We start from the raw sequence: 25,776 nt of genomic DNA on the forward strand, positions 1-25,776 counted from the left end.
TTGACGGCTGTCAATCGCTGCGACTCCTTCGAACACGCGATAATTCACTGGCGCTCCTGTTTTGGGCATCAAATGTTAATCCGCATTTTTGCAGGTGCTTCCTTTTATTCTCCAGTCTGTCGCTATAACGCTGCAAGCTCTAAACGTCTATGCAGAAACTACCGCTAAGCGTTGGCTGTCACGGGATCGCCAGCGTGTTGTTACGTTGAGTGATCTCGGCAACCTGGCCTTCCACTACCAGACGCAACCGCACGCCCTTGCCAGCGCCCCCACCCTGCAGCGGCAAACGCACAACCACGCTCCTAGGCACCAAATCCCGCGGAGCCGCCAACGCCGAAAAGCCCGCTCTTGCCAGCTCTTTCTCCCGCGCATCCTCCAACACCACAAACCCGGCCGGTGCATCCGCATGGCCGAGGCTGTGCACGGTCACCTCGATGGCATCGGCAGTCACGCGTACGTCGCCGTGGCCGATGCCAAGGTCCGGGCGTAGTTCGACGGGACTTGCTTCGGCAATGCGTTCGAGTTGCAGGACGGTGGTGCGGCCTGCGGGGAAGTCGATGTCGATGGCCGCGCTTTTTTCGAAAGCGACCTCTTGCGTTTTGGCTGTGCTGTCGAGCTTGCCGTCATTGCCTTTGCTCACGCCTTGGGTGATGCGCCATTGGCCTGGGGCGATGTTCCAGCCGGTCATGCTGGCGCGCTGAGGTTTACTGGAGGTGTTGTAGGCGATGACGGTGAAGCGGTCTTGCTGGGGTGCAGGGATGGCGATGGCCACTTGGGTGGCGGCCTCCGGATCGGCGAAGTGCCAGCTCACGGTGTGGCCGGGGTAGGTCTGGTTGCGCTTGAGCGCCACGCCGCCTAGGCGTGCGCGCTGCAGGTTGACCGTGGGGGATTCCACGCGATCGCTCCACCAGTGGCCTTCGGTGTTCATGTAGAAGTTCTGCAGTTTCTCGCGCGCCTCGCTGCGGTAAATGGCGGCGAGATACTCAAGGTTGCCGGTCTGCTCCCAGGCCACATGGTGCGGGAAGTCCGGGGCGCTGCCGTCGTCTTTATTTGCGGCATCGATGAGCTTGCCGCTCCAGTCGTTGCGCTTGCCCATGACGTCGAGGAAGTTTTCGTTGAGCAGGGAGAGGCCGTTGGGGCCGCTGTTGGCGACGCGGTAGTCGATTGGCTTGAGATAGCGCTGCTCGCCAGTGAAGCGGTAGGCGGCCCAGAAGGTGTGCAAGGTGTCGGCGCCGCCGCTGCCTTCGAACAGTTCGCCGCCGCGGGTTTTGCCGGTTTGCCAGTTGATCTCGTTGGGCAGGGCCCAGTTGCCCTTGGCGTTGGTGTAGGCGTGGGCGAGATAACCATCTGCCAGGCCGGTGACGATGCGGCGGCTGTTGGGGTCGGCGTTATAGCCGCCCAGCAGGATGGCCGGGTGCACGATGGGGAAGGAGTACGGTTTTTGCCATTGCCAGTTGGGCTCGCGGTAGACGGTGCGGCCGCCGAACCAGTTGCTGGCGAACAGCAGATGGCCTTGCGGGTTGACCTGGATGACATTATCGAAGGCCTTGACGGTTTCCATCAGGCGCTCGACGGTGCGCGGGTCGCCCCAGTTGAGATACAGCAGGGCGCTGTTGAGGTTGATGCCCTCTTCGTAGGAATGCAGCTCGTCGGTTTCGATGGTGGACAGTCCGTTGGTGAACATGCCGTTGCGGTAGTTGGCCTCGGACAGCGCCAGCATGGAGGCGTTGAGCATGTCCGGGTCCACGCCCATCAGGGCGACGCCGGGCCATTGCTGCACCAGGTCCGAGTCGTCGGAGATGCCGCCGCCGAAATCGCCGTAGGCCACCTGGCGCTGCTCGATCCACCAGCGGATGTAGCGGCGGGTGGCGCTGAGGTCCTGCAGCTGCCAGAACGCCCAGGCGGGCACGCCCTTGGGCACGCTGGGCAGTTCGACAGGCAACGCGCCCTGGTTGGCGTAGCTGATGTCGTTCCAGTACTGGCGGCCGAGGGCGTGGTCCGGGTCGACGCGCAGCAGGTCGGTGATGTCGGCATCCAGGCGCTTGTAGAGCAGCTGGCGCTTGGAGGTGGTGTGTTCTTCGACCAAAAAGCCCCAGTTGTCCTTGACCTGGTTGAAGCGGTCGGCGACGTGCTCTTTGAGGGCTTCGGCGCGCGGTTTGAACACCAGCTGCAGCTGGGTGCCTTCGAGCGCGTTGGCGTTGAAGCCGGGCGCGGCGGCGGCGATGCTGAGCATCAGGCTGTCGTTGCTGAGGATTCTGTCGCGCAGGTCCAGCCACAGGGTGCGGGCCTGGCCGGGGGCGACCGCCACCGAGACATCGATCATGTCGCGCGCGGGCCAGATGGGGTCCTTGATGCGGATGTTGAGCGGGATGCTGCCGTTGTGGGTGGCCGGCAGGTTGAGCGCCGGCACGGTGATGGCGATGCCGTCCAGGCCGTCGTGCATGTTCTCCCAGCCGTAGGACCAGCTGCGCATCAGCGCCTGGTCCGGTGGCGGGTTGCCCAGGCTGGAGGGCACCAGGATGTGCACGATGGGCTGCTGCGCGCTTGCTGCGGCCTTGTCGCTGGGGCGCTTGCGCGCGGGCGCCTTGGTGGGCAGCGCGATCACGGTCTGCCGCTCGCCTGGCGGGTAGCGGCCGGCGATGACATCGCGCAAGGGTGCGAGGTTGTCGTAGTCGGGCTGGATGTCGCTGCGCACGGTGTAGCTGAGTTGCGCGCTGCCTTTGGGTACCTCGCCCGGTTGCACGTTGTAGGCCCAGATTTCCTGGATGGGGGTTTCCTGCGCGGTGTTGGCAAAGCGCAGCGTGCCGCCGCGGCGCTCGGGGAACTGGTCCACGCTGCGCACCACGCCTTGCTTGCGGTCGAACAGTGGCTGCGCCTGCGCGGTGCTTGCACCGGCGGCAGCGGGCGCGGTGTAGCTGGCCTGCCCAAAGGCGGCGCCGCGCAGTTCGATGCGGTTGACCGGCTCGTCCGGCAGGGTGAGGTCCAGCGCCTTGCCGCCTTCGACGTAGGTGTTCCAGTCCGGCAGCTGGAAGTAGTCGTCGCGCCCCGGCAGGCGCGAGCGGTTGTAGACGCCGGGCCAAGTGGTTTCGGCGATGCCGTCGGTGGCCTTCCACATCCATTGCTTGAGGTCGCGCGCGTCGGTGAACTCCACCTTGCGGATGCGGGTGATGGGTGCGCTCAGCAGCGGCGGTGCGTGGCCGTTGTCCCAGCCAAAGCGGTGCAGGAAGGCGGCGTGTTGCGCGTCGCTTGTGGCGGGCTCGGCGGTGGTGGGCTCCTGCAGGCGTGCCAGTGCGGCAGCGCCGCTGGTATCGAGCATGCGGTCGTAGATGCGGATCTCGTCGAAATCGCTGCCGCGCAGGAAGTTGTAACGGCTCTGCACCTGGTGCGGCGACATCACACGGCCGGCCAGGCCGAACTGGTCCAGCGCGGCGTCGAAGTCGAGCGCGCCGCCGCTGGCGCATGGTTGGCCGCAGTCCACGCGCGCGGCTTCCTTGCCATCCACGTACAGGCGTACGCCGCGGGTTTCGTCCCAGGCAAACGCGATGTGGATCCAGTCGCTGGCGGCCGGGTTCTTGTCGAGCTTGAAAGAAACGCGGGTGCGCGCAAGGTTGGCGTCGGTAACGAAGGCATCGAAGCCGTGGCCGTTCCAGTCGATGCGCAGCCAGGCCATGTCCCAACTGGTGTGGTCGGCGTAGCCGACGCGGAAGATCACGAATGGCGCTTCGCCCACCGGGTAGCGCGAACGCCAGAAGAAGCTCAGCGTGCCGCGTTGGGTGTAGAGATTACCGGGCGCATTCCACGACAACACGCCGTCATCGGCCCATTCGATGGCGTTGCCGCGTTTGCCGGTGGGCACCAGGGCGATCTTGTCGCGGAAGTTGGGCACGCCGTCGCCGCGGGCGACATCGGCCTCAAAGCTGCGATTGGCCGAGACCCGGAACAACAACTCCGGGGCCGTGGGGGTGGCCGCACTCACCGGCAGCGCGATCAGACACAACAAACCCATCCAAACCTTCAGCACACGCACCTCGTCTGTTTCAAAACCACTGCCGCACCGCATGGGCGACAGACACTGCAACGTGCCACCGCAACGCGGCACGCGGTGCACGATGGGCAGCGAACAAGCGGGCCGGCACGTATGAGAGTACATGCCGTGCCTGCGTGCTGCGCGCACCACTATGCGCCGCGTGCACAGTTGCGATGGCTGCGCTCACTACAGCCCGTTTGCGGCCTTCCACTTGGGAATCTCATCCTTCAATAACTTGTCCGGCCAGGTGCCATGCCAGGCATAGCCCACGCGGCGTTCGTTGGGCACCTGCATGTAGTCGGTCAAGGCCTTGCCGTCGCGGTTGGCATACAAGGGGCGTTGATTCTGCAGGTCGTAGAAGCGTGCCCATAGCGATGCACCGGGTTGCGCAACCAGGATCACGTCCTTGCCGGTTTCCTGGGTGGGGTCGTCGATTTTCTTGGTGGCCAGATCGCGCATGCGATGGGTGTCGAACCAGACACCGGCCGCTTGCACCGCGGTCTTGATCTTGGCCGAGGGGTTGGGCTGGCGCATCAGAAACCGCACGATGCTCACCGACTCGCTGGACGACAACGAGGCCAGTTCATACGCGCGCGCCTTGGCCGGCTTGAGCGTGACCTCGTCGTATTGCGCGCCCCATACGGTGAGCGTGCCGCCGATCTTGACCTGGGTGGCGAGCACGCATTCCAGACCCTTGGCCACTGCCTGCACGGCGCGTGCGCCGTGGCTGCTGCGCAGTTGCGCGCCGGTGTCGCCCTTGCCCTCGCCGATGTCCTGCAGCAGGTTGAGCACGCGCACCATCGCATCGTCGTTGTAGGTGATTTGATGGTGATAGGACGACAGGTCCGGGTAGAACTGCGGCCAGCCGCCATTGGCGTATTGCGCCTTGAGCAGGTAATCCACACCACGGCGTGCGGCGGCGATGTACTTGGCGTTCTTTTCGTTCTTGAAGGCGGTGGACAGGTACGTGATTTCGTACGTGGTCGCCTTGTTGTCGATGGTGGCGTCGTCCTTGCGCCCGGGCTGTTGCAGCTCGGCGATTTCGGCAGCGGTAAAGGTGCGGTTGTAGTCGACGGCGACGCCCTTGTATTGCTTGGACCAACCGCCGGAGGCGGTCTGCAGCAGCAACATGTTGTCGGCGATCTTGTCGGCCATGGCCGACAGCGGTGCCAGCAGCAACGCGGCGGTGAATGCGATTGTCGATAAGCGGATCATCAGAACGGCCTCCAGCTGCCCAGGATGGTGTTGCGGTCCAGCGCGGCGGCCTGCGCAGCGGTGAGCTGGCGCGACCACTTCACGCGGCGCGAAGGGTTGGCGCCGTTGCCGCTGCTCTGGTATTCGCTGTAGCGGGCAGTGGCCTCGTTGGCGGTGTTGCCCCAGTTGTTCCAGCCCTCGGGCAGGATGTGTGCGCCCAGTTGGCTGCTGATGAAGCTGACGCTGGCATACGGCCGCCACGGGCGCCCCAGGTGCACGCGCGAGACACCGCTGGCAGCGGTGACGCGGGCATTGCGAAACACGAAGCCGCGCGCACTTTCCTGCGGGGTGGAGGCGGCGGTGAGATAGCCATCGCCCAGCGAGTGCAGTTGCACGTTTTCGAACAGCGCGGTGCCGGCGCCGAACACGAAGTCCACCGTGCCTTCGACATAGCAGTCGAGGAAATACGACAGCTTGGCGCCGCGCAGGTACAGCGTGTCTTGATAACCGAGAAAGCGCACATTGCGGAACGCGGCGCGGTCGCCATCCACACGCACCGCCACCGCCTGCCCCACCGGGCCTGCGTGATTGCCGAAGGCGAGTTTTTCCGCAGTGAAGTCGTTGCCGGCGATGATGACACTGGACGAGCCGGAGGTGCCGTACTCGGTGCCGGTGGCCGGATTGATGCGTGAGGCGTAGTTGTCGTAGGTGATGATGGTCTGGGTGGGGCCGGCGCCGGTGAGCTTGAGCGCCGGTGCGTTGGACGGCACCACGATCAGCTCCTGGTAGGTGCCGGCGCCGATGTTGATCTGCGCGCGTTTGCCGCCCTGCACGGCGGCGTCGATGGCGGCCTGTACGGTGCGGTAGCCGGCGCTGCCCTGCTTGGCCACGGTGTAGACCGGATCTGCGGCAATGGCTGCGGTGCTGCCGAGCGACAGCCCCGCCAGCAATGCGGTGGCGACGAGGGTGCGTAACACGATCCTGCGATGCGGTTGCATGCGTTGCTCCTGTCAGAACTTGTAGCGCGCGCCGATGTAGTACTGGCGCCCGGTGACGGTGTATTTGTCGGGCAGTTCCAGCGTGGAATCGACGTAGCGGCGGTCGGGGGTATCGAGCAGGTTGATAGCCTCAAACGTCAGCGACAGGTGGTCGTTGAGCTTGTAGGACATGTTGAAATCCACGTTTTCCACGCTGTATTTGCCGGTCACGTCGGCCGTGACCAGGCGCCTGCCGTCCAGGTCGTAGACGTCCTCCTGGGCGAGGATGTTGTTGATATAGCCATCGCGATAACTGGTGGACACGCGCGCACTGAAGCGGCCGTCGTCGTAATAGACGGTGGCGTTGTAGGACTGCGGCGAGAGGTTGAGCAGATCGCGCTCGGTGGCGGTGGTGGTGATGCTGGTGTTGCTGCTGCCTGCGGTACTGAACAGGTAATTGATCTTGGAATCGACCTGGGTGTAGTTGAGCTGGATGCCGAAGTTGCGCCAGAAGCCGGGCAAAAAGTCGAAGGCCTGCTGGTAGGTCAGCTCGAAGCCCTTGAGCGGGCCGCCGGGCGTGTTGAAGTAGCTCTGCACATTGAAGATGGTGTCTGGGGTAAAGCCGGCGGGCAGCAGATCCAGCGAGTAGCCCATCGCCTCCCAGGTGCTGAGCACGCGGGTGCGTTGCACGTAGCTGTCGATGTCCTTGTAGAACACCGCCGCCGACAACAGCGAGCCTTCGCGGAAATACCATTCGGCGCTGAGGTCGTAGTTGGTGGAGCGGAACGGGTCGAGCTTGGGGTTGCCCAGATTGATCGAGAAAAACCGCCCGTCGTCGAAGAACTGGGTGGGCCCGCCGCTGACGCTGGGCGACAGATACGCCAGCGTGGGGCGCGCCATGGTCTTGGCCGCACCGAAGCGCAGCACCACCTCATCGCTGACATCCCAGGACAGATTCAACGAGGGCAGGATGTCGCGGTAATTGTGGTTGACAGTGGTGGGCACCAGCAGGCGCTCGCCGGCCGCAGCGGTAGCGCTGGCCACACCGAAGAACGATTCGCACGCAGGCGAAATCGCGCCGGCCGCGGTGGCCGTGCACGGTGCATAACCGCTGGCGGCGATCTGCGTCTGCACATAGCGCACGCCGAGGTTGCCGCGCAGCGCGCGGCCCCACAGGTCGGTGTTGAAATCGAGCTGCAGGTAGGTGCCCAGGCTCTTTTCGTTGACGGCGAAATTGTTGTTGGACGAGCCGAAGTGGCCGACATCGGCCAACCTGTAATCGCCACCGGGCACGCCGGTGTCGCAGTTGCAATTGATGTTGAGCAGGTCGGCGACTTTCTGGAAATCCGGAATCACCCAGGTGGTGGGGAAGCTGCCGTTCAAGCTGCGGCCGAAGCCATCCAGGTTGGTGCTGAGCTCATTGACGCCCACACCGGCCGGCAATGCCTGCGCCAGTCGCCCATAGGAGATGTTGCGCGACTCCGACGTGTCCATGTCGTAGTTCTTGTAGGCCAGCCCGGTGCGAAAGGTGAAGGTGGGGCTGATGTTGAATTCCAGATCCACCTTGGCGGTGTCGAAGGTGTTGTTCACCGACTGCGGGTTGAGCCGCACCTCGCTGATATTGGTGCCGCGCGCGGTGCCGTTGCTGTTGACCGGCACCGCGCCGTAGCCCAGCCACTGCCAGTTGTTGGGGTTACCCGCATCGAACGGGAAACTCATGCTGGGGTAGTCGCCACCGTTGCGCCGATCGAGCACAAAACCATCGAGATTGGTGTTGTCGAAACTCACCATCGAAAACTCGGGGCGCTCGTAGTCCGAGGTCGAGTGGCCGACCAACGCGTTGAGGCGCACCTGGTCGTTGAAGCGGTGCTGCAGGTCCAGACTGAATTGCTTGAACTCGGTGGACTCTTCGATGTTGCTGGATTCGGTGCGGAAATCGACGTTGTCGAATACGCCGTAGGTGAGGCGGTTCTGGTCGTCCACCTGCGCTTCGCGCACGGCGATCTGGGTCTTGCCGCCGAAGTTGGCGGTGCGGTGCAGGTTGGCGCCGACCGAGTCTTCGCGCTGGTCCTTGTCCAACTTGGAATACAGCATGTCGAAGTTCAGCAGGGTGTCGTCGCTGACCTTGAATTGCAGCGCGCCGGTGACGCCGAGACGTTTGATCTCGTGGTCGGTACGGATGTAGCGCGGGTAGCGCGGAATCCACGCATCGGTGGCGGTTTCGTAGGCCTGGATGTTCTCCGGCGTGTTGGCCGGGCGTGCGATGCCGGTGCCGCAATTGGCGGCGCTGATGCCATAGCTGCCCCAGCCGTTGTTGCGGTCCTGGTTGGCCTGCGAGCCGACGCCGGCCGGGGTTTCGTTGGCGAGCGGGTTGCGCGGGGTCTGCGGGTTGTAGCCCACCGGCGAACAGAAGCCGTAAGTGCCGTTGTTGGTGGCGGTGCTCTGGTTGGAGTTGCGGTAGTTGCCGTGCTCCCAGCGCACCGGGTTGTAGCCTTCTTCGCGCAAGTGGCGCTCGCTGTAGGACACCGACATCAAGGCGCCAACGCGGCCATCGGCCCAGATGTTGCTGATCAGGCCGGAAAAACGCGGGTCTTTTTCGCGCGAGAGGTCGTTGTAGCCGTATTGCGTGGAGGCGGCTGCTTCGAAGCCGTCGAAGTCGAACGGGCGCGAGCCTCGCAGATCGACCGTTGCACCCAATGAGCCTTCGTCCATCTGCGCCGACTGGGTCTTGCTGATGGTGACGCGGCTGAAGAGTTCAGAGGCAAAGGTGTTGAAGTCGAAGCCGCGGCTGCGGTTGACGCCATCGCTGCCGCTGCCGGCGGTGGCCAATGCTTCCAGCCCGTTGATGCGTACGCGGGTGAAGTCCGAGCCCAGGCCGCGCACGGAGATCTGCTTGCCCTCGCCGCCCTCGCGGTCGATGGAGACGCCGGCGATGCGCTGCATCGATTCGGCCAGGTTCAGATCGGGAAACTTGCCGATGTCTTCGGCATAGATCGCATCCACCTGCTCCACGCTGTAGCGCTTGGCATCGAGCGATTGCTGCAGGCTTTCGCGGTAGGTGGCCTTGACCTGCACGCGGTCCAGGTCCACCGCATCGGTAGGTGTGGTCGGCGGGCCGACGGTTTGCGCGGCAGCGCCGGCACCGTGCAAGGCCAGGACGATGGCCACCGACAGACGCGCGGCGGACAGGCGGGCGCCTGCCGCATGGGCAGGACGACACGAACGGGCTTGCATGAGGCGGCTCTCTCCCTGGCACTGGCTGCAATGACGCGCTCAGCCCCCCAAGGCCATGGCGTCGCAATGAGCGACCAACACGCCTGCTGCGCAACCGCGCACTACAGAGTTGCTGGAGGCTTTCAAACATCACGCCCACCGCGTTGCATGCGTGCACCAGTGCACCGCATACAAGGCGATCAAGCGTTGGAATAGGGCCCGCTGCGCGCGTGCGCAGCGGGTAGACAGCGGTTAGAACTTGTAGCGCACGCCCAGCAGGAACTGCCGGCCGGTTTCGCTGTATTGCAGCGGCAACTGCGCGGCCGCACCGACCCATTCGTCGGCCACTTCGTTGGTCAGATTGATGCCTTCCAGGCTCAGCTCGATCTTGTCGTCGAACTTGTAGCGCAGCGAGGCGTCGATCATCGTGGTGGCCTTCATCCCGTGCACGTCGAAGCCGGTTTCGGTTGCCGGCACCTGGGTCAGATAATCGTCGCGATGCGTGGCCGACACGCGTCCGGCGAATTTTTCGCCTTCGTAGAACAGCGTGGCGTTGTACGCATTCTTCGACAGACCGGTGAGGTCGGTTTCCAGCGATGCCGCGCCGCTGGTGGTCAGATACTGGATCTGCGAATCGACGTAGGTGTAGTTGAGCTGGATACCCAGATTGCTCCAGACGCCCGGCAACCAGCTGAAAGGCTGGGTGTAATTGGCTTCCAGACCCTTGAGATCGCCACCGGGCGTATTGAGCGGCACGCTGAAGACGAAGTCGTCGTTGACGCCGGCGCCGGTACCGTCGAGCAGGCTCACCGGCAGGCCGCTGGAGGAATACGGACGCACCTCGCGTGCGGTCTGCACGAAGCTTTCGATGTCCTTGTAGAACAGCCCAAGGCCCAGCAGTGCGCCTTCCTGGAAATACCACTCGAAGCCAAGGTCGTAGGTGTCGGCCAGAATCGGGTCCAGATTCGGGTTGCCGCCACTCACGGTGCGCGCACCGCCGCTGACGTTGACCGTGACACCCGGCGTCAGGCTACCCAGACCCGGACGCGACATCACCTTGGCCGCACCGAAGCGCACCAGAAAATCCGGGCTGACTTCGGCCACCAGGTTCATCGAGGGCAGCGTGTTGTTGTACTCGCGCTCTGCGGTGGTCTGCACAAGTGCGGAGCCGACAGTGGCAAAGCCGGTGGACTCCTGCTTGGTGCGCACATAGCGCACGCCCAGGTTGCCGGAGAACGGGATCGCGCCGATATCGAAGGAAAAATCGCCCTGCAGATACGCACCGCGATCCTGCTCGGTGACGCTGCGGGTGTTCACCGCACGCTCGGCCAGCGCAAAGGTGCCAGTGCCGCTATAGATGCCCAGCGCATCGGCCACCGCATCCAGATTCGGCACCACCCAGGTGTTGGGCGAGCCCTTGATGGCGCTCAATCCGGTTTGCTCGGTCAGGTCGGCCGGCACGATGCGGGTGCCATCGGCGAAGGTGGGCACCGCCACTTCGGAAGCGCGGCGGAATTCCTTGGTGGAGAAGGTGTAGTTCTTGGCCAGCACGCCACCCTTCAGACGGAACCCGGGGCTCACGCTCCAGTCGAAATCCAGGCTGCCGGTGTCGAAGTCGTTTTGCACCTGTTGCGGACGCAGGCGCAGTTCGGCCAGGGTCCAGCCATTGGGGTCGGTGGGGTTGATGCCGTAATTGAACACCGGCTTGCGGCTGTTGCCGCGGTAGTCGTAGGAATACCCATCGACATTGAGCTTGTCCATGATCACCGTGGTCTGGATCGGGTTCTCGTGCTTGGAGCTCGAGGTGCCGACCATGCCGCTGATCTTGAACACGTCGCTGAAGCGATGCTCGCCGGTCAACGAGAGCTGCTTGAAGACGGTGTTCCATTCGTCGTAACGGTTTTCCGAGCGCACGTCGACGTTGTCGAAGTTGCCGTACAACATCGCACCGGTAGCCGGATCGATAAAGCCATCATTGACGATGGTCTGCGGCTTGCCGCCCTGTGCGGCGCCACGGCTGAAGGAGATCGCTTCGATATAGTTCTCGCTGCGCTTGGCGTCGATCTTGGAATACAGACCGTCCAGCGAGAACTCGGTGGAATCGCTCGGCGCCCATTGCAGCGAGCTGGTCACGCCGATGCGCTCCTGCTTGTGCTCCATCAAGGTGTAGCGCGGGAAGCGCGGATGGAACACGTTGGCATCGCGCGCCTGCGGGAACGCCGGGCTGGCGGCAAAGTTGCCGTTGCTCGGGCCATTGGCCCAGCGACCGCTGTTGCTGCCTTCTTCCAGCAGCTCGCGCTCGGTGTAAGCCACCGACACCAGCGCGCCGAAGGTGTTGTCGGCCCAGGTATTGGAGATCAGGCCGGCCACGCGCGGGTTGGCCTTCTCGGACATCGCGTTGTAGGCGGCCTGGCCGCTGGCGGCGATGGTGAGGCCTTCGTAGTCGAACGGGCGCGCGGTACGCAGGTCGACCGTGGCGCCCAGCGAGCCTTCTTCCACATCGGCCTGCGCGGTCTTGCGCACGATCAACTGGGTGAACAGGTCCGAGGCGAACACGTTGAAGTCGAAGCCGCGGCCACGATTGGAGCCACCGGACTGGTCCGAGCCGCCCACCGTGGTGAGCGCTTCCATGCCGTTGACGCGCACGCGGGTGAAGTCCGGCCCTAAGCCGCGCACCGAGATGTTGCGGCCTTCGCCGGCATCGCGGGTGATCACCACGCCGGGGATGCGCTGCAGCGATTCGGCCAGGTTGAGGTCGGGGAACTTGCCAATGTCCTCAGCGACAATGGCATCGACCACGCCGGCTTCGCCGCGCTTGATGTCCAGGGCCTTTTCCACCGAGGCGCGATAGCCGGTGACGGTGACGGCGTCGAGGTCGACCGTTGGCTCGGTGGGTGCCTGGGCGGCGTCCTGTGCAGCCGCATGGCCGCTCAGCGCAAGGCCGATCGACAGTGCAAGCAAGGTAACCGGTGTCTTCCGGTTGGTGGTCCGAAATTGCATGTCCTCCCCTCCCAAGGGTCCATGAACAACGTGAAATAGCGGGGGTGTGGGCGGTAATGACACCGCTGGTCAAAACGACGTTACCAGCTGAATCGCCGTTCAACATCTTGCAGCGCAGCAGAAAACCTCACCTAATTTGCACAAAAGGGGTGCAACCAGCCCCTACACGTCGCATTATTCTTGGGATTGGCCGTCCATCACGACGGCTAGAATGACACCGATGGTCATCCTGACGCGTCCCGGTCTCCCCACCCCGTGACGCACCACACAGACGAGGTAATTGCCGCATGAGTCGTGCCCGCATCTTGTGCTTTGGAGAGTTGTTGTTGCGCCTGGGGGCGCCTGGTCACGCGTTGCTGCTACAGCAGCCTCGGCTGGATGTGCATTGCGGTGGGGCGGAGGCCAACGTTGGCGTGTCGCTGGCGCATTTCGGCCACGAGGTGGCCATGGTCAGCACGGTGGCGGACAACCCGCTGGGTGCGGCAGTGCTGGGCGAACTACGGCGGCACGACGTGGACACGCGCCATGTGCGGCAGGTGGATGGACGCATGGGTCTGTACTTTTTGACCACCGGTGCGATCCATCGGCCCAGTGAGGTGGTCTATGACCGCGCCGATTCGGCGTTTGCACTGGCGCCGGCCGATGCCTACGACTGGCCGCGCCTGCTTGAGGGCGTGCAGTGGCTGCATTTGTCCGGGGTCAGCCCGGCGCTGGGCGCCGATGTGGCGCAGGCCACGCTGGCGGCCGCACGCGCCGCGCGTGCGACCGGGGTCAAGGTCTCATTCGACGGTAACTACCGGCCCAAGCTATGGCAGCGCTGGCAGGGCGATGCGCGCGGCATCCTGCACCAGCTGTTCGACTGTGCGGATGTGGTGTTTGCCGATTACCGCGACATCGGTGTGGTGCTCGGTGGCGAGTTCCCGCAGGGCACGCTGGAAGCGCGCGTGGAAGCGGCCGCGCAGCAGGCCTTCGCTGCGTTCCCGCAACTGCAATTGATGGCTTGCACGCAGCGCGTGGCGCACAACGTGGACCACCACAGCCTGGGCGCGATGCTGGTGCCGCGCAGTGGTGAAGTGGCACGTGCGCCGAGCGAAGAGCTGACCCCAATCATCGACCGCATCGGCGGTGGCGATGCGTTTGCGGCCGGCGTGCTGCACGGCCTGATCGCAGGCTGGTCGCTGGAGGACACGGTGCGCTTCGGCCTGGCTGCCGGTTGTTTGAAGCACTCGATTCCCGGCGATTTCAATCCACTCTCGGTGGCCGATGTGCAGGCCTGTGTGGGCGATGCGCGGTTCGATGTGAGGCGGTGACGCGCCGGGAATCGGGAATCGGGATTGGGGAATCGTAAAAGCTAGGAGCGCTGGCTTTCGGCGCTCTGTCCAGGTTTGTTGCCAACGGAGCGCGGTGCGCAGACTGACGCGTTGTTGCGGCCGCAGGGCGGTGGGCAGCTGCTTGCTACGTGTTGTTCGCTGCGCTCACGCGCTCAGGCCGGCACACGGACGCGGCGTTTCTGGATGATCCAGTTGAGGGTTGCGCTCAGCAGCACCACGCACAGCGAGGCCGGTACGCTGAAGAACAGCGTGATCATCAGGGCGAACTGAAAGTCTGGCGCCGAGCCGTCCTGCATGACCACGGCACAGACGACGGCGGTGGTGATCACCACATTGACGATTGCTTTCAGCGCGCCGTGCAGCTTGACGAAGCGCAGCAGCACGGCACAGGTCACGCTGACCAGGACGGCCAACACCAGGATAGCGATCAGTTTGTCCATGACGTCGTGCGCTCTATGCAGTGTGGATGTGGTTCACCAATCAAGCCACGTCCCTGCCGATCCAGTGATCGCCATGAAAGCCTGCGATTCATAGCGACGTCTCGACCTTTAGCGCCGGGATTTGGCATTGGGATGGAGTCGGGAGTCGGAAACAGTCAAAGCACTGCGTACTGCACAACCAGTGTGCCAAGCCGCCACGGCTTTTCCGATTCCCCACTCCCGATTCCCGATTCTCAGCCCAACTCGATGCAATCGAACCTGACGTCCGTCTCCACCTCGGCGTCGTAATCCACATCGCTGCGCTCGAAGCCGAACAGCTTGAGGAACTCGTGCTTGTAGCCGGCGTAATCGGTGAGTGCGAACAGGTTCTCGGTGGTGACCTGCGGCCATAGCGCCTTGCAGGCGTCCTGCACGTCGTCGCGCAGTTCCCAGTCGTCCAGGCGCAAGCGATTTTCGTCGTCCACCTCGGCAGGCTGGCCGTCTTCGCGATACAGGCGCTCGCGGAACAGGCGGTCCAGCTGGTCGATGGTGCCTTCGTGCAGGCCCTTTTCCTTCATGATCTTGTAGACCATGGAGATGTACAGCGGCATCACCGGAATCGCCGCACTGGCCTGGGTCACCACCGACTTGAGCACCGCCACGTTGGCAGTGCCGCCGTGCTTGCCCAGGCGCGCATTCAAGCGCTGCGCGGTGTGGTCCAGATCCACCTTGGCCTTGCCCAGCGCGCCGTGCCAGTAGATCGGCCAGGTGATCTCGGTGCCGATATAGCTGAAGGCCACGCTGCGCGCGCCATCGGCGAGCACACCGGCGCCTTCCAGCGCGTCGATCCACAGTTCCCAATCCTGCCCGCCCATCACGGTGATGGTGTCTTCGATCTCCTGCTCTGTCGCCGGCTCGATCGAGGCCTGGATGATGGCGTCCTTGTTGGTGTCGATGGCGGTGGCGGTGTAGGTCTGGCCAATCGGCTTGAGCGCCGAGCGCTTCACTTCGCCGCTGCCCGGCAGCTTGCGCACCGGCGAGGCCAGCGAATACACCACCAGGTCGACCTGGCCGCCCATCTCGCTTTTGATCAGCTCGATCACCTGCGCACGCGCGGCATCGGAAAACGCATCGCCATTGATCGACTTGCTGTACAGACCCGCGGCCTTGGCATGCTTGTCGAAGGCGGCCGAGTTGTACCAGCCGGCGGTACCGGCCTTGGTGGCGCTGCCGGGTTTTTCGAAGAACACGCCCAGCGTGTCGGCGCCGAATCCGAAAGCGGAGGTGATGCGCGAAGCCAGGCCGTAGCCGCTGGACGCGCCGATCACCAGCACCTTCTTCGGGCCGTCGCTACGCACGCCGTGCGCGCGCGTGGCGGCGATCTGCTCGAGCACATTGCGCTCGCAGCCAAGCGGATGCGTGGTGGTGCAGATGAAGCCGCGCACTTTGGGATGGATGATCAACGTGTACTCCTCGTCAGCAAGATGCTGGCGGCATCTTAATCGGTGGGCTGCGCGCGAAACAGCCTGATACGCAACACACGCTGCTGTATGGATGCGCGTGAAGAGGCCGGTATCGCCACGCGGTGTGGCGTGCAACGCATGCATCTTCAGCGCACGGGCGCGAACGAACAGCGATCACCATCGATTTCCTGCCGGGCCGCCTGTGCTATTTTTTGCGCCTGCCGTGCCGTGCCTGGCTGCGCCTGTTGGCGATCGTCGAGGTCCCTTCCAGCTGTGCGACCGGTATCCGAGCGATGTCTCTACGAAGCGAGCGCGTCACGCAGCTGAGCTCCGTCCCACGGTTTCGGCTTGGGCCATTCCTGGTCGAACCGGAACGGCTTGCGCTGATCGACGACGGCCAGACCATCACGCTGGAACCGCGCATGATGGAAGTGCTGATCGCGCTGGCCGAGCGCGCTGGCGAGGTCATCAGCGCCGAGCAGTTGCTGATCGAGGTCTGGCACGGCAGCTTTTACGGCGACAACCCGGTGCACAAGACCATCGCCCAGCTGCGCCGCAAACTCGGCGACGACAGCCGCCAACCGCGCTACATCGAAACCATCCGCAAGCGCGGTTACCGGCTGCTGCCGAAGGTGATCTTTCCCGAGGATTACCGCGGTGCGGTGATCGGCACGCAGGTGTGGGGACACGGCAACCCGTATGTGGGGCTGCAGGCGTTCGACCCCGCGCACGCCGCGGTGTTTTTCGGCCGTAGCCATGCGATTGCACAGGTGCTGGGCGCGCTGCGCGCGCAATTGCACAGCCAACGCGGGCTGGTGCTGGTGAGCGGTGCCAGCGGCTGCGGCAAGACCTCGTTGTTGCGGGCGGGCGTGGTGCCATTGCTGTCGCAGCCCGGCGGCCTGGATGGTCTGGAAGCGGTGGCGGTGGCGTATTGCAACCTGGCGCAATGCCGCGGCGGCGATGTGCTCGACACACTGGCACGCGCACTCGGCGACTGGGCGCCGGGCGAGCGCGCGGTGTTTTCGCCAGCGCAGACGGCGCTGTTGCCCGACTGGTTGCAACGCCCTGCACCACTGCATGCAGCCATTAGCGAGGCGATGCGCCAGAGCGCCCCGGCGCGCGACAGCCTGCAGACCCAACGCCATCTGCTGTTGGTGATCGACCATGCCGAAGCGATGGTGGCCACCCCCGGTATCACCGATGCCGACCGCGCCGCATTGGCGGCCGCCTTGCAGGCGCTGTGCAGCAGCGCGCACGTAGCGGTGTTGATGCTCACACGCAGCGACTTTTATCCGCGCCTGATCGACGCATTGCCGCAGATCGTGGAGCTCAAACGCGGCGACGGGCATGTGGATCTGCTGCCGCCACGCGATGGCGAGATCGGCCAGATCATTCGGGTGCCTGCGGCGATGGCCGGGCTGCGCTTCGAAGAAGACCGCGACAGCGCCAGCCGCCTGGACGATGTACTGCGCGACGCCACCGCGCGCCAGCCCGATGCCTTGCCGTTGCTGCAGCACTTGTTGCATGCACTGCACGCGCAACGCAGCGACGATGGCCTGCTGACCTTTGCGGCCTATCGCGCATTGGGCGGGCTGGAAGGCGCGTTGGCGCACCATGCCGACCAGACCTTTCGTGCGTTGCCGGCCGCCGCGCAGGCCGCGCTGGGCGAGGTACTGACGTTGCTGAGCGTGATCCATCCCGACAGCGATGCGGTGACCGCGCGGCGTGCGTTGTGGTCGGCATTGCCCCAGAACAGCGCCGCACGCGTGCTGGTGGATGCCTTCGTGCATGCGCGGTTGTTCGTCAGCGAACTGGTCGCAGGCGAGCCGGGGTTTGCGGTTGCGCACGAAGCCTTGCTGCGGCAATGGCCGCGCGCGGCCGAGTGGATCCATGAAAACCGCCGCCTGCTGCAGGCCCACAAACGCCTGCAACTGGCCGCACAGCGCTGGGCCGCCGAAGGCCGGCGCACCGATCATCTGCTCAACAGCGGGCGCCCGTTGAGCGAAGCGCGCGAGGCGGCGCGGCGCATGCCGCGGGAGTTGGGCGCGGTGGATCACGCGTTCCTGCATGCCTGCGAGCGCTCGCAGCGGCAACGGCGCGGGATGTATGCGGTGGCGGCGACGTTGCTGGTGGTGCTGGCAAGCGCCTCGATGCTGCTGGGCTGGCAAGCGCGGCAAGCGCAGCAAGTGGCCGAACAACGCCGCGACCAGGCCCAGCAACTGGTGAGCTACATGCTGGGCGATCTGGCCGAGCAATTGCGCACCGTGGGCAACCTCAAACTGCTCGACAGCGTAGGCAGCCGCGCGCTGCATTATCTGGAGGGCCTGCCCAACGCCAGCATGCAGCCGGGCGATTTGATCAACCACGCACGTGCCCTGCGCACCACCGGCGAAGTGCTGATGAATCAGGGCAAATTGGACGAGGCGCATGCGGCATTTACGCGTGCCGCTGCCACGGCCAAACAGGCGCGTGTGCGTGCGCCCGCCTCGCTGGAGGCGCACGCCGAAACCGGGCAAACCGCGTATTGGCTGGGGGACCTTGCCTACAAAGGCAAGCAGTTGCCGCTGGCGCACCGGTATTGGTCGCAGTATCTGGCGGCCTGCGAATGGCTGGTGCGCACCGCGCCGCAGGATCCGCGCTGGCAACTGGAGCTGTCCTACGCACTCAACAACCTTGGCACGCTGGCCAAGGAGCAAGGCCAGACCAACGCCGCGATCGGTTTCTTCGCGCGCTCGATCGCACTCAAACGCCAGTTGCTGGCACGCACGCCGGACAACGCATCGCTGCGCTACGAACTGGTCGACAGCTTGTCCTGGCTCAGTCTGACCCAGGAAATGCAGGGTTTGCTGGCACCTGCCGAGCAGGGCTATCGCGAGCAGATCGCCATGCTGGACGTATTGGTCGAACAAGATCCCGACGCGCATGCCTGGCGGCGGCGTCTGGCCGGATCGCTGATCCGCACCTCCAACCTGGCACTGGCGCGCGGCCATCTGGTGCAGGCGCAGGCCGATGCGCAGGACAGCGTGCGCATGCTGCAGGCACTGGTGGCGTTGCAACCGGACAATGTCGCCTGGCGCCGCGATCTGGCGCACGCCGACGCACAGGTCGGCTGGATGGCCGCACTGGACGGGCATCCCGATCTGGCCGAGCGCCACCTCGACCGGGCCCGCCAGACCATGGCCGATGTGCTGAAACAGGCGCAACCGTTGCCGGAATGGCAATGGCTGGACGCCATCATCGCGCTGCGCTTGCAGCGAGTGCACACCGCCCGCTCGGACACGAATGCCGACAGCCTTGCACCGATCGTTGCGCAGCTGGATGCGTTGCATCGCGCCAGGCCCGACGATCTGCTCGGCCTGTCGGCCCTGGCCCAGGCGCTGGTCTGGCACGGCGAACAGCAGGCCGCTGCCGGCAACGGCGCCGGTGCGCGCGCGGCGTGGCAACGCGCGGTGGCGGTGCTGGGCAAGGACATCGCCAACAGCCGCGACAAGAACCTGCTCGACCCCTGGATTCGCGCGCAGGTGTACCTGGGCCAACGCAGCGCCGTTACGCAACAGCTCGGATGGCTGTATCACGCGGGCTACCGCCACCCGGGATTCGTCTCCCTCTATGCCCCGCTATTCAAGGAACAGGACAAGTCATGACGGAATCGAATGAGAACGCGAGCATCATCATCACTCTCACCGTGGCGCGTGTGGATTTTGGCGGCAACACTGGGAAAGGCGAGTATTTCTACAGCTTCTCGCCGGACCTGCTGCTGGTAGGCAAGGGGCAACAAGATGTGACCTTGGTCTACCGTTTCGATGTGGATGTGCCCTATCAGTTTCGCATTCGCAGTCTGCTGAGTTCGGACGCGCACGACCAGCTTGAGGAGCCGGAGATCGCCGACGATGGGCGCAGCGTGTCGGTCCTCAATCGCAATAACAAGGCGACGCTGATTTTCTTGACCGTGATCATCGAAGACGAGAAGCGCAAACTCTTGTTCAGCTGCGACCCGCAGGTCGGCAACGATCCGCAAATCTCACCGCAATAATCCCACGCCGGCATCTGTCTGGCGGTTCGCCGCCAGGCAGTCAGCGTGCTGGACCAGGCAGTTGGGCCTTGCCCCACGACGACGCCGGCCGCCAGGTCGCAAGCGGACTGGATAACGGCAGGCACTCAGCCCAGACAGTCACGCCGCCGAGGTTGGGCGCTTGCCGGTGCGTCTGTCAGTGCGGTGCCGCATTCCGACTGTCGCATTCGACTTCGGCGGCTGCGCGCCGTCATCCCCGATCAGACAGGTTGCTGAAAGCCACGTTGATCTGGCTGCGTATTGCCAGCACGCTGGGCATGCGGTCGCGGTCGCGATCGTTACGGCCAGCTCCACGCCCTGCCCCTTGCCGACACGTCAGGCCCTGTGCGCAACCGCGCTGATCGGCGTGGGCGGCCGCCCTATCGCATGCCCCGGCCGCGGGTCCCTGCAATGCCAGATCACAGCGACCCACGGCCACTCGCAGGTCACGCTCGGCCATGGCGGGTTGGGTCAACAGCGCGGCACGGGTCCAGCTGCCCGGCAATTCGGGCTGGGTAGGTGCCGTCCAGGCACTGGTGGACAACACGACGATCAACACGAACAGATATCGGACCAAGCGCATGACGAACTCCGCGGCAGACCGGAGCGCGGCGCGTCCCCGAGCGGCGTTGGTGGCCGCCAGACGACCTTCACGCCTGGCCGCTCGTGCGACCTGACGGCAACCTTACGGTTGGCGCCAAATTCTGCCGAAGCTGGCAAATCCTTTGGAAAACAACGTCATGCACACTTGCGAGATATCGTCATGTAAATGAGGTGGCGATGTCTCTAGGCGCCGAGCTGGCTCTTGCGTGTGGTGGTAGCAGCTCGGTAGAGCTTCGCCCTTCGGCCGAGATGAATGGGCCAGTGCCACCGTCGGAGAGCGAACCTCGGGGGACTGTGACTGTGACTGTGACTGGGACTGGGACTGGGACTGGGAATGGGACTAGGGGCAGGCGGCGGGCGCCAAGCCCGCTGACCAAGGGCTGTTCCTTCTCCCCTCGGGAGAAGGTGCCCCGCAGGGGCGGATGAGGGTACGGGCGAAGCCTCGTTGTCACTCAGCACATGTGTGGCTTCGCCCCGTACCCTCACCCCAACCCCTCTCCCGGAGGGAGAGGGGCTTTCGGCTTCCTTACTTCCGAGAGCAGGTTTGACGCTCCTGATCTTTCAACAACGACTCTTTAGCAGCTTCCGGCTTCCGATTTTCGGTTCGACTTCGACTCCAGTCCCCCCTTCCAGCGCCCGCTCCCGTCCCCGCTCTTACGAATCCCCAATCCCCATTCCCCATTCCCAATCCTCAAATCACCCGCAAGGTGATCGCCTTCAACACCGCGCGCGTGCGGTCGCGGGTGCCGAGCTTTTCCAGGATGGTGGAGACGTAGTTCTTCACCGTGCCCTCGGCCAGGAACAGGGTGCGGGCGATCTCCTTGTTGGAGTAACCGCCGGCGAGCAGGCGCAGGATCGCCACCTCGCGCTCGCTGAAGGTCTCGCGCGGGGGCTGCTGGTCGCGGAACTGGTAGCGCGCGCGCACCGGGTCGGTGCTGACCGGCTGCAGCAGGGTCTCGCCGTTGGCCACCCGCTCGATCGCCTCGCGCAGGTCTTCCGGGGCGGCGTCCTTGAGCAGGAAGCCCTGCGCGCCGGCCTCGGTCGCGCGTAGCAGCAGGTCGCTGTCGTCGAAGGTGGTGAGCAGCAGCACCGGGGTGCGGTCGTCCCGGTCGCGCAATTGCTGCAGCGCCTGGATACCGTCCAGGCCGGGCATGCGGATGTCGCTGAGCACCACGTCCACCGTGTTGATGACAAGCGCGTCCAGCAGGCTCTGGCCGTCGTCGGCCTCGCAGACCACCTCCACGCCCTGTTGCTGCAACAGCGCGCGCAATCCGGCGCGGACCAGCACCTGGTCGTCGGCCAATGCGATGCGGCGCGCGCTCATGCCGGCAACCTCGCGGTCAACTGCATGCCGCCGTGCGCGGCGCGGCCGAGTTGCAACTGGCCATGCAAGGCCGCCAGCCGCTCGCGCATGCCGGCGATGCCGTTGCCCTCGCGGATCTGCTCGGCGCAGTGGCCGTCGTCCTGGATGTCGATGTGCAGCTGGCCGTCATGGGTGTGCAGCGACACCTGCACGGTGTCGGCTTCGCCATGGCGCGCGGCATTGGTCAGCGCTTCCTGTACCAGCCGCAGCAGGGCTTCGGCGATTTGCGGGTCGCTCACGCGTACGGCCGGGTCGATCTGCAGCTGCAGCACCGGTTTGGGAAACGGCGCGGCCAGGGCATGCAGCGCGGTGTGCAGATCCAGCCCGGCATCGTCGCGCAACGACTGCACCACGCTGCGGATGTCGCCCAGCAACTCACGCGCAAGGCCTTCCAGCATCGCCAGCTCCTGGCGCGGCGCCAGCATGGGGTCGGCACGCAGCAAGCGCAGATGGATGCTCATCGCGGTGAGTTTGTGCCCGGCCACGTCGTGCAACTCGCGCGCCAGGCGCAGGCGCTCGGCATCGCGCGCGCTGTCGGCCAGCAGCGCGCGCGTTGCCAGCAGATCGGCATTGACGTAGGCCAGCGCATCGCGGGCACGCTCGGCACTGCGCGCGTAATGCGCGGTGAGCGCGGCGAAGGCCTGGAAGCCGGCGTAGATGCTGACGATCGACAGCGCGCGATCGATACCGGCCTGCACCAACACCGCGTACATGCCTGCGTTCAACGCCAGCGCCAACAACAGCACGCGCAATGGCGGCCAGGCCATCCCTGCCTGCGCCACCAGCAACACCAGCAGCACCGGCGCAGTGCCGGCATGCGGCTCCATCCACACCAGCAGCAGCGCCATGACCGCTTGTAACAGCAGCGCGCCGTTGCGCAACGCAGGCAGCGGCCGCAACAGGGAGTGCAGCAGAAACAACGCGGTGAAGCCGGCCAGCACACCCCAGCGCCAGGCGCCGTGCGCTGACGCATCGGGCATAAACGACAACGCCACCGCCGCAATGGTGAACGCGCCGGCCAGGCGCAGGGGATGCAAAAGATGCGGCAGGGAAGAGTTCATGCGGCGATGCTGACGGCCGCGCGGCCACTCGGCAATGGTGCGCATGCAGAAAGTGACTTCCGGCAGGTGGGATCGATGACCTGCGGCCCCTGCCGTCGTGGCGGTGCGTGCGCACACTGGCATGACCAACCACCCACCCCATCGCCACGGAGTCACGCCATGTCTGCTTCCAGTCTGTTTCTTGCGCTCAATCTGATCTGGGGCGGCTACGAACTGCTGCTCAGCCGTCGCCGCCGCGCCAGCGATGGGGGGGCGCACGATCAAGGCACGCTGCAACACCTGTGGCGGGTGCTGTCTGCAGCGGTGGCCGTCGCGGTGCTGCTGGCCTATAGCGGCCTGGCCCATTGGCCGCAGGGCTGGGCCGCGCCGCTGCAGTGGGCCGGCTGCGCCTTGATCGGCAGTGGGCTGGCGTTGCGCGTGTGGGCCATCCAGGTGCTGGCACGCTGGTTCACGGTGGATGTGACCATCCAGCCCGATCATCAGCTGGTGCGCAGCGGCCCGTATCGCTGGCTACGCCATCCCTCCTACACCGGCGCGCTGCTGGCCTTTTACGGGCTGGCGCTGGGCATGGGCAATGCATTGTCGGTGGCGGCGATCGTGGTGCCGGTGACCTGGGTCTTCCTGCACCGCATCCGTATCGAAGAAGCCGCATTGCAGCGCGCGTTTCCGGTGGCCTACCCGGCGTATGCGAAGCAGAGCCATCGGTTGCTGCCGTTGGTGTGGTGAGGGTTGCGAAGGTAGCGGGGTGGCGCCAGCGATGAGGAGCGCTTCGCCTGCTTGCACACGGGTTCGGCCCACGTGGCGTGTAGGCAGACGTGTTGCCGCACTGTGGTCAGCCACGCGTGGGGCGATCTGCGGCGGCCACCGCCGCCGCCGGGTCGAGGCGCTGCGTACCATCGCCCCCAACGTGTCGCATCCCCCACCCGTGTCAGGAGACTTGCATGCTTGCCCGCACCTACGTCGTTGTCGCACTCGCCGGCCTGCTCGGCAGCGCCGGCATCCAGGCCGCCGATCTGGACGTGGGCGTCAGTGGCCTGCGTTCGCAACAAGGCAAGTTGCGCATTGCGGTGATCGCCTCGGCTGCGCAGCTGGAGAGCGCACAGCCGCCGGTGCAGGCGCAAACGGTGCCGATCACCAGTACCGCACCGCACATCCAGTTCAAGAACCTTGCCCCTGGCCGCTACGCAGTGATGATCAATCACGACGAAAACAGCAATGGCAAGCTGGACACCAATTTGATCGGCATGCCGGTGGAAGGCTACGGCTTCAGCAACAACCCTACCGGCATGCGCAAGCCCAGCTTTGACGAGATCGTGTTCGATCTGCCCGCTTCCGGCAAACGTATCAGCGTGCAGATGCGCTGACCTATCCACGTTTCCTCAAGGAGCCGTGCATGCATCGCCGTCGTTTCCTGCAGTCCTTGCTGACAGCCACCGGCAGTGCTGCGCTTGGCGGTTGGGCGCTGCGCAGCTTGCCGGCGCAGGCCGCCGAAGCGGCGCTGTTTCATGAGCAGCTGCAACGCACGCCGTGGCTGCTGGGCTGGCGCAGCGTCACCCGCCCAAACTTCGGCCCCACCACGGCAGTACTGCAAGGCACGCTGCCCGAGGGGCTGGCCGGCAGTTTGTATCGCAACGGCCCGGCGTGGACCGAGCGTGCAGGCTTTCGCTACGAACACTGGTTCGACGGCGACGGTATGGTGCACCGCTGGCGCCTGGGCGGAGCGCAGGTGCAGCACCAGGCGCGCATGGTGGGCACGCACAAGTTCACCCAGGAGCAGCAGGCCGGTCGCTTTCTCTATCGCGCTGCCGGTACCGCGGTGCCGGACCAGCAGCCGGCGCGCAACAACGACGACGTCAACACTGCCAATACCTCGGTGGCGATGCTCAACGGGCGCCTGTTCGCGTTGTGGGAGGCCGGCTCGGCGATCGAACTGGATCCGGATGCGCTGGGCACGCTCGGCCCGGTGACCTGGCGCGACGACCTGGCGGCGATGCCGTTCTCGGCGCACCCACTGATCGACCGTGACGGCAGTGCCTGGAACTTCGGCTCGATCGGCGTGATCGGCGCCACCGGCGTGCTGATCTGGCACATCGGCGCCGATGCGGTGCTGCGCAGTGCGCAACTGCTGCAGACCGACACACCGGGCTATCTGCACAGCTTTGCGATGACGCAGCGGCATCTGATCTTCGTGCTGGCGCCCTACCGCCGGCTGGATGGCGAGGGCCCGTTCTTCGAGCAGATGCGCTTCACCCCCGACGCCGCGTGCCGGATTGCGGTGGTGCCCAAGGATGCGCTGGATCAACCGCGCTGGTTCGAGGCCGACTTCGCGGTGGCCTATCACTTCGCCGATGCCTACGAACACCGCAACCGTATCGTGGTGCGGGCGCTGGTCCACACCAATCCGGAGGAGGCGCGCTCGCCATTGCGGGCGGCAATGCACGGCGACCCGGCGGCCACGCCCTCACCGGTGCAGCTGCGCAGCCTGCACCTGGATCTACGCAGCGGCCGCGCGCACTGGCAGGCGCATGCGGTGGACAATCTGGAACTGCCGACCTTCGATGCGCGTACGCCCGGCACGCGCGGCGCACGGCTGTACGCGCCGTGCATCGATGGGCCGACCGCATCGCCGTTTCTCAACGCGGTGGCCAGCTACGACCTGGATCGCGACCGCCGCCAGGTGCACCGCTACGGGCCGGACATGCTGGCCGAAGAACACGTGTTTGTGCCGCGCCCCGGCAGCGACCGCCCAGACGACGGCTGGCTGGTCGGCACCGTGCTGGACACCACCCGTGCGCGCACCGGCCTGATGGTGCTGGATTCACGCCACGTGGATGCCGGGCCGATCGCACAGGTCTGGTTGCCGTATGCGGTGCCGCTGGGATTTCACGGGCACTTTGCTGCTGCCGGGTGAGCCGGTGCGCCACCTCCCGTGATGGGGCAAGCTGAGCTGGCGCCTGTTATCGCTTTGGCCGCAGCCGCAATGCGTGCGCCGCTGGCGCAGTACGCCGAACTTGCCGAGCGTGTCGCATTCGTCCATCTCGCCAGTCACCCGGCATCGGCCTGCTGCTACGCCA

16 protein-coding genes are annotated in these 25,776 nt (G+C 65.1%); 6 read left to right on the plus strand and 10 right to left on the minus strand.

The genetic code is table 11. The features are described 5' to 3' along the window. Positions 1-178 precede the first annotated feature (178 nt). From NMB96_RS05090 to NMB96_RS05110, 5 genes are all read right to left on the minus strand, one after another. Entirely contained in the window at positions 179-4,006 is a 3,828-nt protein-coding gene (locus NMB96_RS05090; protein ID WP_255086933.1) for a LamG domain-containing protein, read from the minus strand. 207 nt (positions 4,007-4,213) lie between these two features. Further along, positions 4,214-5,242, minus strand: coding sequence for a pectate lyase (gene pelA / locus NMB96_RS05095; protein ID WP_023902068.1), 1,029 nt, complete (start codon positions 5,240-5,242; stop codon positions 4,214-4,216). After that, positions 5,242-6,219 (minus strand): pectinesterase family protein, encoded by a 978-nt coding sequence (locus NMB96_RS05100; RefSeq protein ID WP_023902067.1) that lies wholly within the window; start codon positions 6,217-6,219, stop codon positions 5,242-5,244. Before NMB96_RS05100 ends, pelA begins: the two co-directional genes overlap by 1 nt. 12 nt (positions 6,220-6,231) lie before the next feature. Next, entirely contained in the window at positions 6,232-9,432 is a 3,201-nt protein-coding gene (locus tag NMB96_RS05105; protein WP_023902066.1) for a TonB-dependent receptor, read from the minus strand. Between the two features lie 231 nt (positions 9,433-9,663). Next, the gene (locus NMB96_RS05110; protein ID WP_006453330.1) at positions 9,664-12,411 is read right to left on the minus strand and encodes a TonB-dependent receptor; all 2,748 of its coding nucleotides are present in this window, start codon (positions 12,409-12,411) and stop codon (positions 9,664-9,666) included. 287 nt (positions 12,412-12,698) lie between these two features. On the opposite strand from NMB96_RS05110, the gene NMB96_RS05115 reads away from it, so the two are divergent. Beyond that, entirely contained in the window at positions 12,699-13,721 is a 1,023-nt protein-coding gene (locus tag NMB96_RS05115) for a sugar kinase (protein ID WP_023902065.1), read from the plus strand. A 173-nt stretch (positions 13,722-13,894) separates the two neighbouring features. On the opposite strand, the gene NMB96_RS05120 is transcribed toward NMB96_RS05115, so the two are convergent. After that, the gene (locus NMB96_RS05120; RefSeq protein WP_023902064.1) at positions 13,895-14,182 is read right to left on the minus strand and encodes a hypothetical protein; all 288 of its coding nucleotides are present in this window, start codon (positions 14,180-14,182) and stop codon (positions 13,895-13,897) included. 233 nt (positions 14,183-14,415) lie between these two features. Beyond that, positions 14,416-15,624 carry an enoyl-ACP reductase FabV gene (gene fabV / locus NMB96_RS05125; RefSeq protein WP_255086420.1) on the minus strand — a complete coding sequence of 403 codons (1,209 nt, stop codon included), beginning with the start codon at positions 15,622-15,624 and terminating at the stop codon, positions 14,416-14,418. Positions 15,625-15,917: 293 nt separating this feature from the next. Between fabV and NMB96_RS05130 the strand changes: the two genes are divergently transcribed. Both NMB96_RS05130 and NMB96_RS05135 read left to right on the plus strand, forming a co-directional pair. Then, positions 15,918-19,268: an nSTAND1 domain-containing NTPase gene (locus NMB96_RS05130; RefSeq protein ID WP_043889630.1), complete on the plus strand. Its 3,351-nt coding sequence runs from the start codon at positions 15,918-15,920 to the stop codon at positions 19,266-19,268. After that, positions 19,265-19,657 (plus strand): hypothetical protein, encoded by a 393-nt coding sequence (locus tag NMB96_RS05135; protein WP_023902061.1) that lies wholly within the window; start codon positions 19,265-19,267, stop codon positions 19,655-19,657. Before NMB96_RS05130 ends, NMB96_RS05135 begins: the two co-directional genes overlap by 4 nt. A gap of 229 nt (positions 19,658-19,886) precedes the next feature. Here NMB96_RS05135 and NMB96_RS05140 read toward each other — a convergent pair whose 3' ends face one another. The 3 genes from NMB96_RS05140 to NMB96_RS05150 all read right to left on the minus strand — a co-directional run bounded on the left by NMB96_RS05140 (position 19,887) and on the right by NMB96_RS05150 (position 22,825). After that, positions 19,887-20,258, minus strand: a complete 372-nt coding sequence (locus NMB96_RS05140; protein ID WP_023902060.1) for a hypothetical protein — start codon at positions 20,256-20,258, stop codon at positions 19,887-19,889. Positions 20,259-20,969: 711 nt separating this feature from the next. After that, positions 20,970-21,602 carry a response regulator transcription factor gene (locus NMB96_RS05145; protein ID WP_255086421.1) on the minus strand — a complete coding sequence of 211 codons (633 nt, stop codon included), beginning with the start codon at positions 21,600-21,602 and terminating at the stop codon, positions 20,970-20,972. Beyond that, positions 21,599-22,825, minus strand: a complete 1,227-nt coding sequence (locus tag NMB96_RS05150; RefSeq protein WP_255086422.1) for a sensor histidine kinase — start codon at positions 22,823-22,825, stop codon at positions 21,599-21,601. Before NMB96_RS05150 ends, NMB96_RS05145 begins: the two co-directional genes overlap by 4 nt. A gap of 36 nt (positions 22,826-22,861) precedes the next feature. Between NMB96_RS05150 and NMB96_RS05155 the strand changes: the two genes are divergently transcribed. The 3 genes from NMB96_RS05155 to NMB96_RS05165 all read left to right on the plus strand — a co-directional run bounded on the left by NMB96_RS05155 (position 22,862) and on the right by NMB96_RS05165 (position 25,613). Then, positions 22,862-23,428 (plus strand): methyltransferase family protein, encoded by a 567-nt coding sequence (locus NMB96_RS05155; RefSeq protein WP_255086423.1) that lies wholly within the window; start codon positions 22,862-22,864, stop codon positions 23,426-23,428. A gap of 215 nt (positions 23,429-23,643) precedes the next feature. Beyond that, positions 23,644-24,066, plus strand: a complete 423-nt coding sequence (locus NMB96_RS05160) for a DUF2141 domain-containing protein (protein WP_043888817.1) — start codon at positions 23,644-23,646, stop codon at positions 24,064-24,066. 29 nt (positions 24,067-24,095) lie between these two features. Next, on the plus strand, positions 24,096-25,613 hold the full coding sequence (locus NMB96_RS05165; RefSeq protein WP_023902054.1) for a carotenoid oxygenase family protein: 1,518 nt from the start codon (positions 24,096-24,098) through the stop codon (positions 25,611-25,613). The last annotated feature ends 163 nt before the right edge of the window (positions 25,614-25,776 follow it).

The organism is Xanthomonas hortorum (assembly GCF_024339125.1).
Taxonomy (GTDB): Bacteria; Pseudomonadota; Gammaproteobacteria; order Xanthomonadales; family Xanthomonadaceae; genus Xanthomonas; species Xanthomonas hortorum.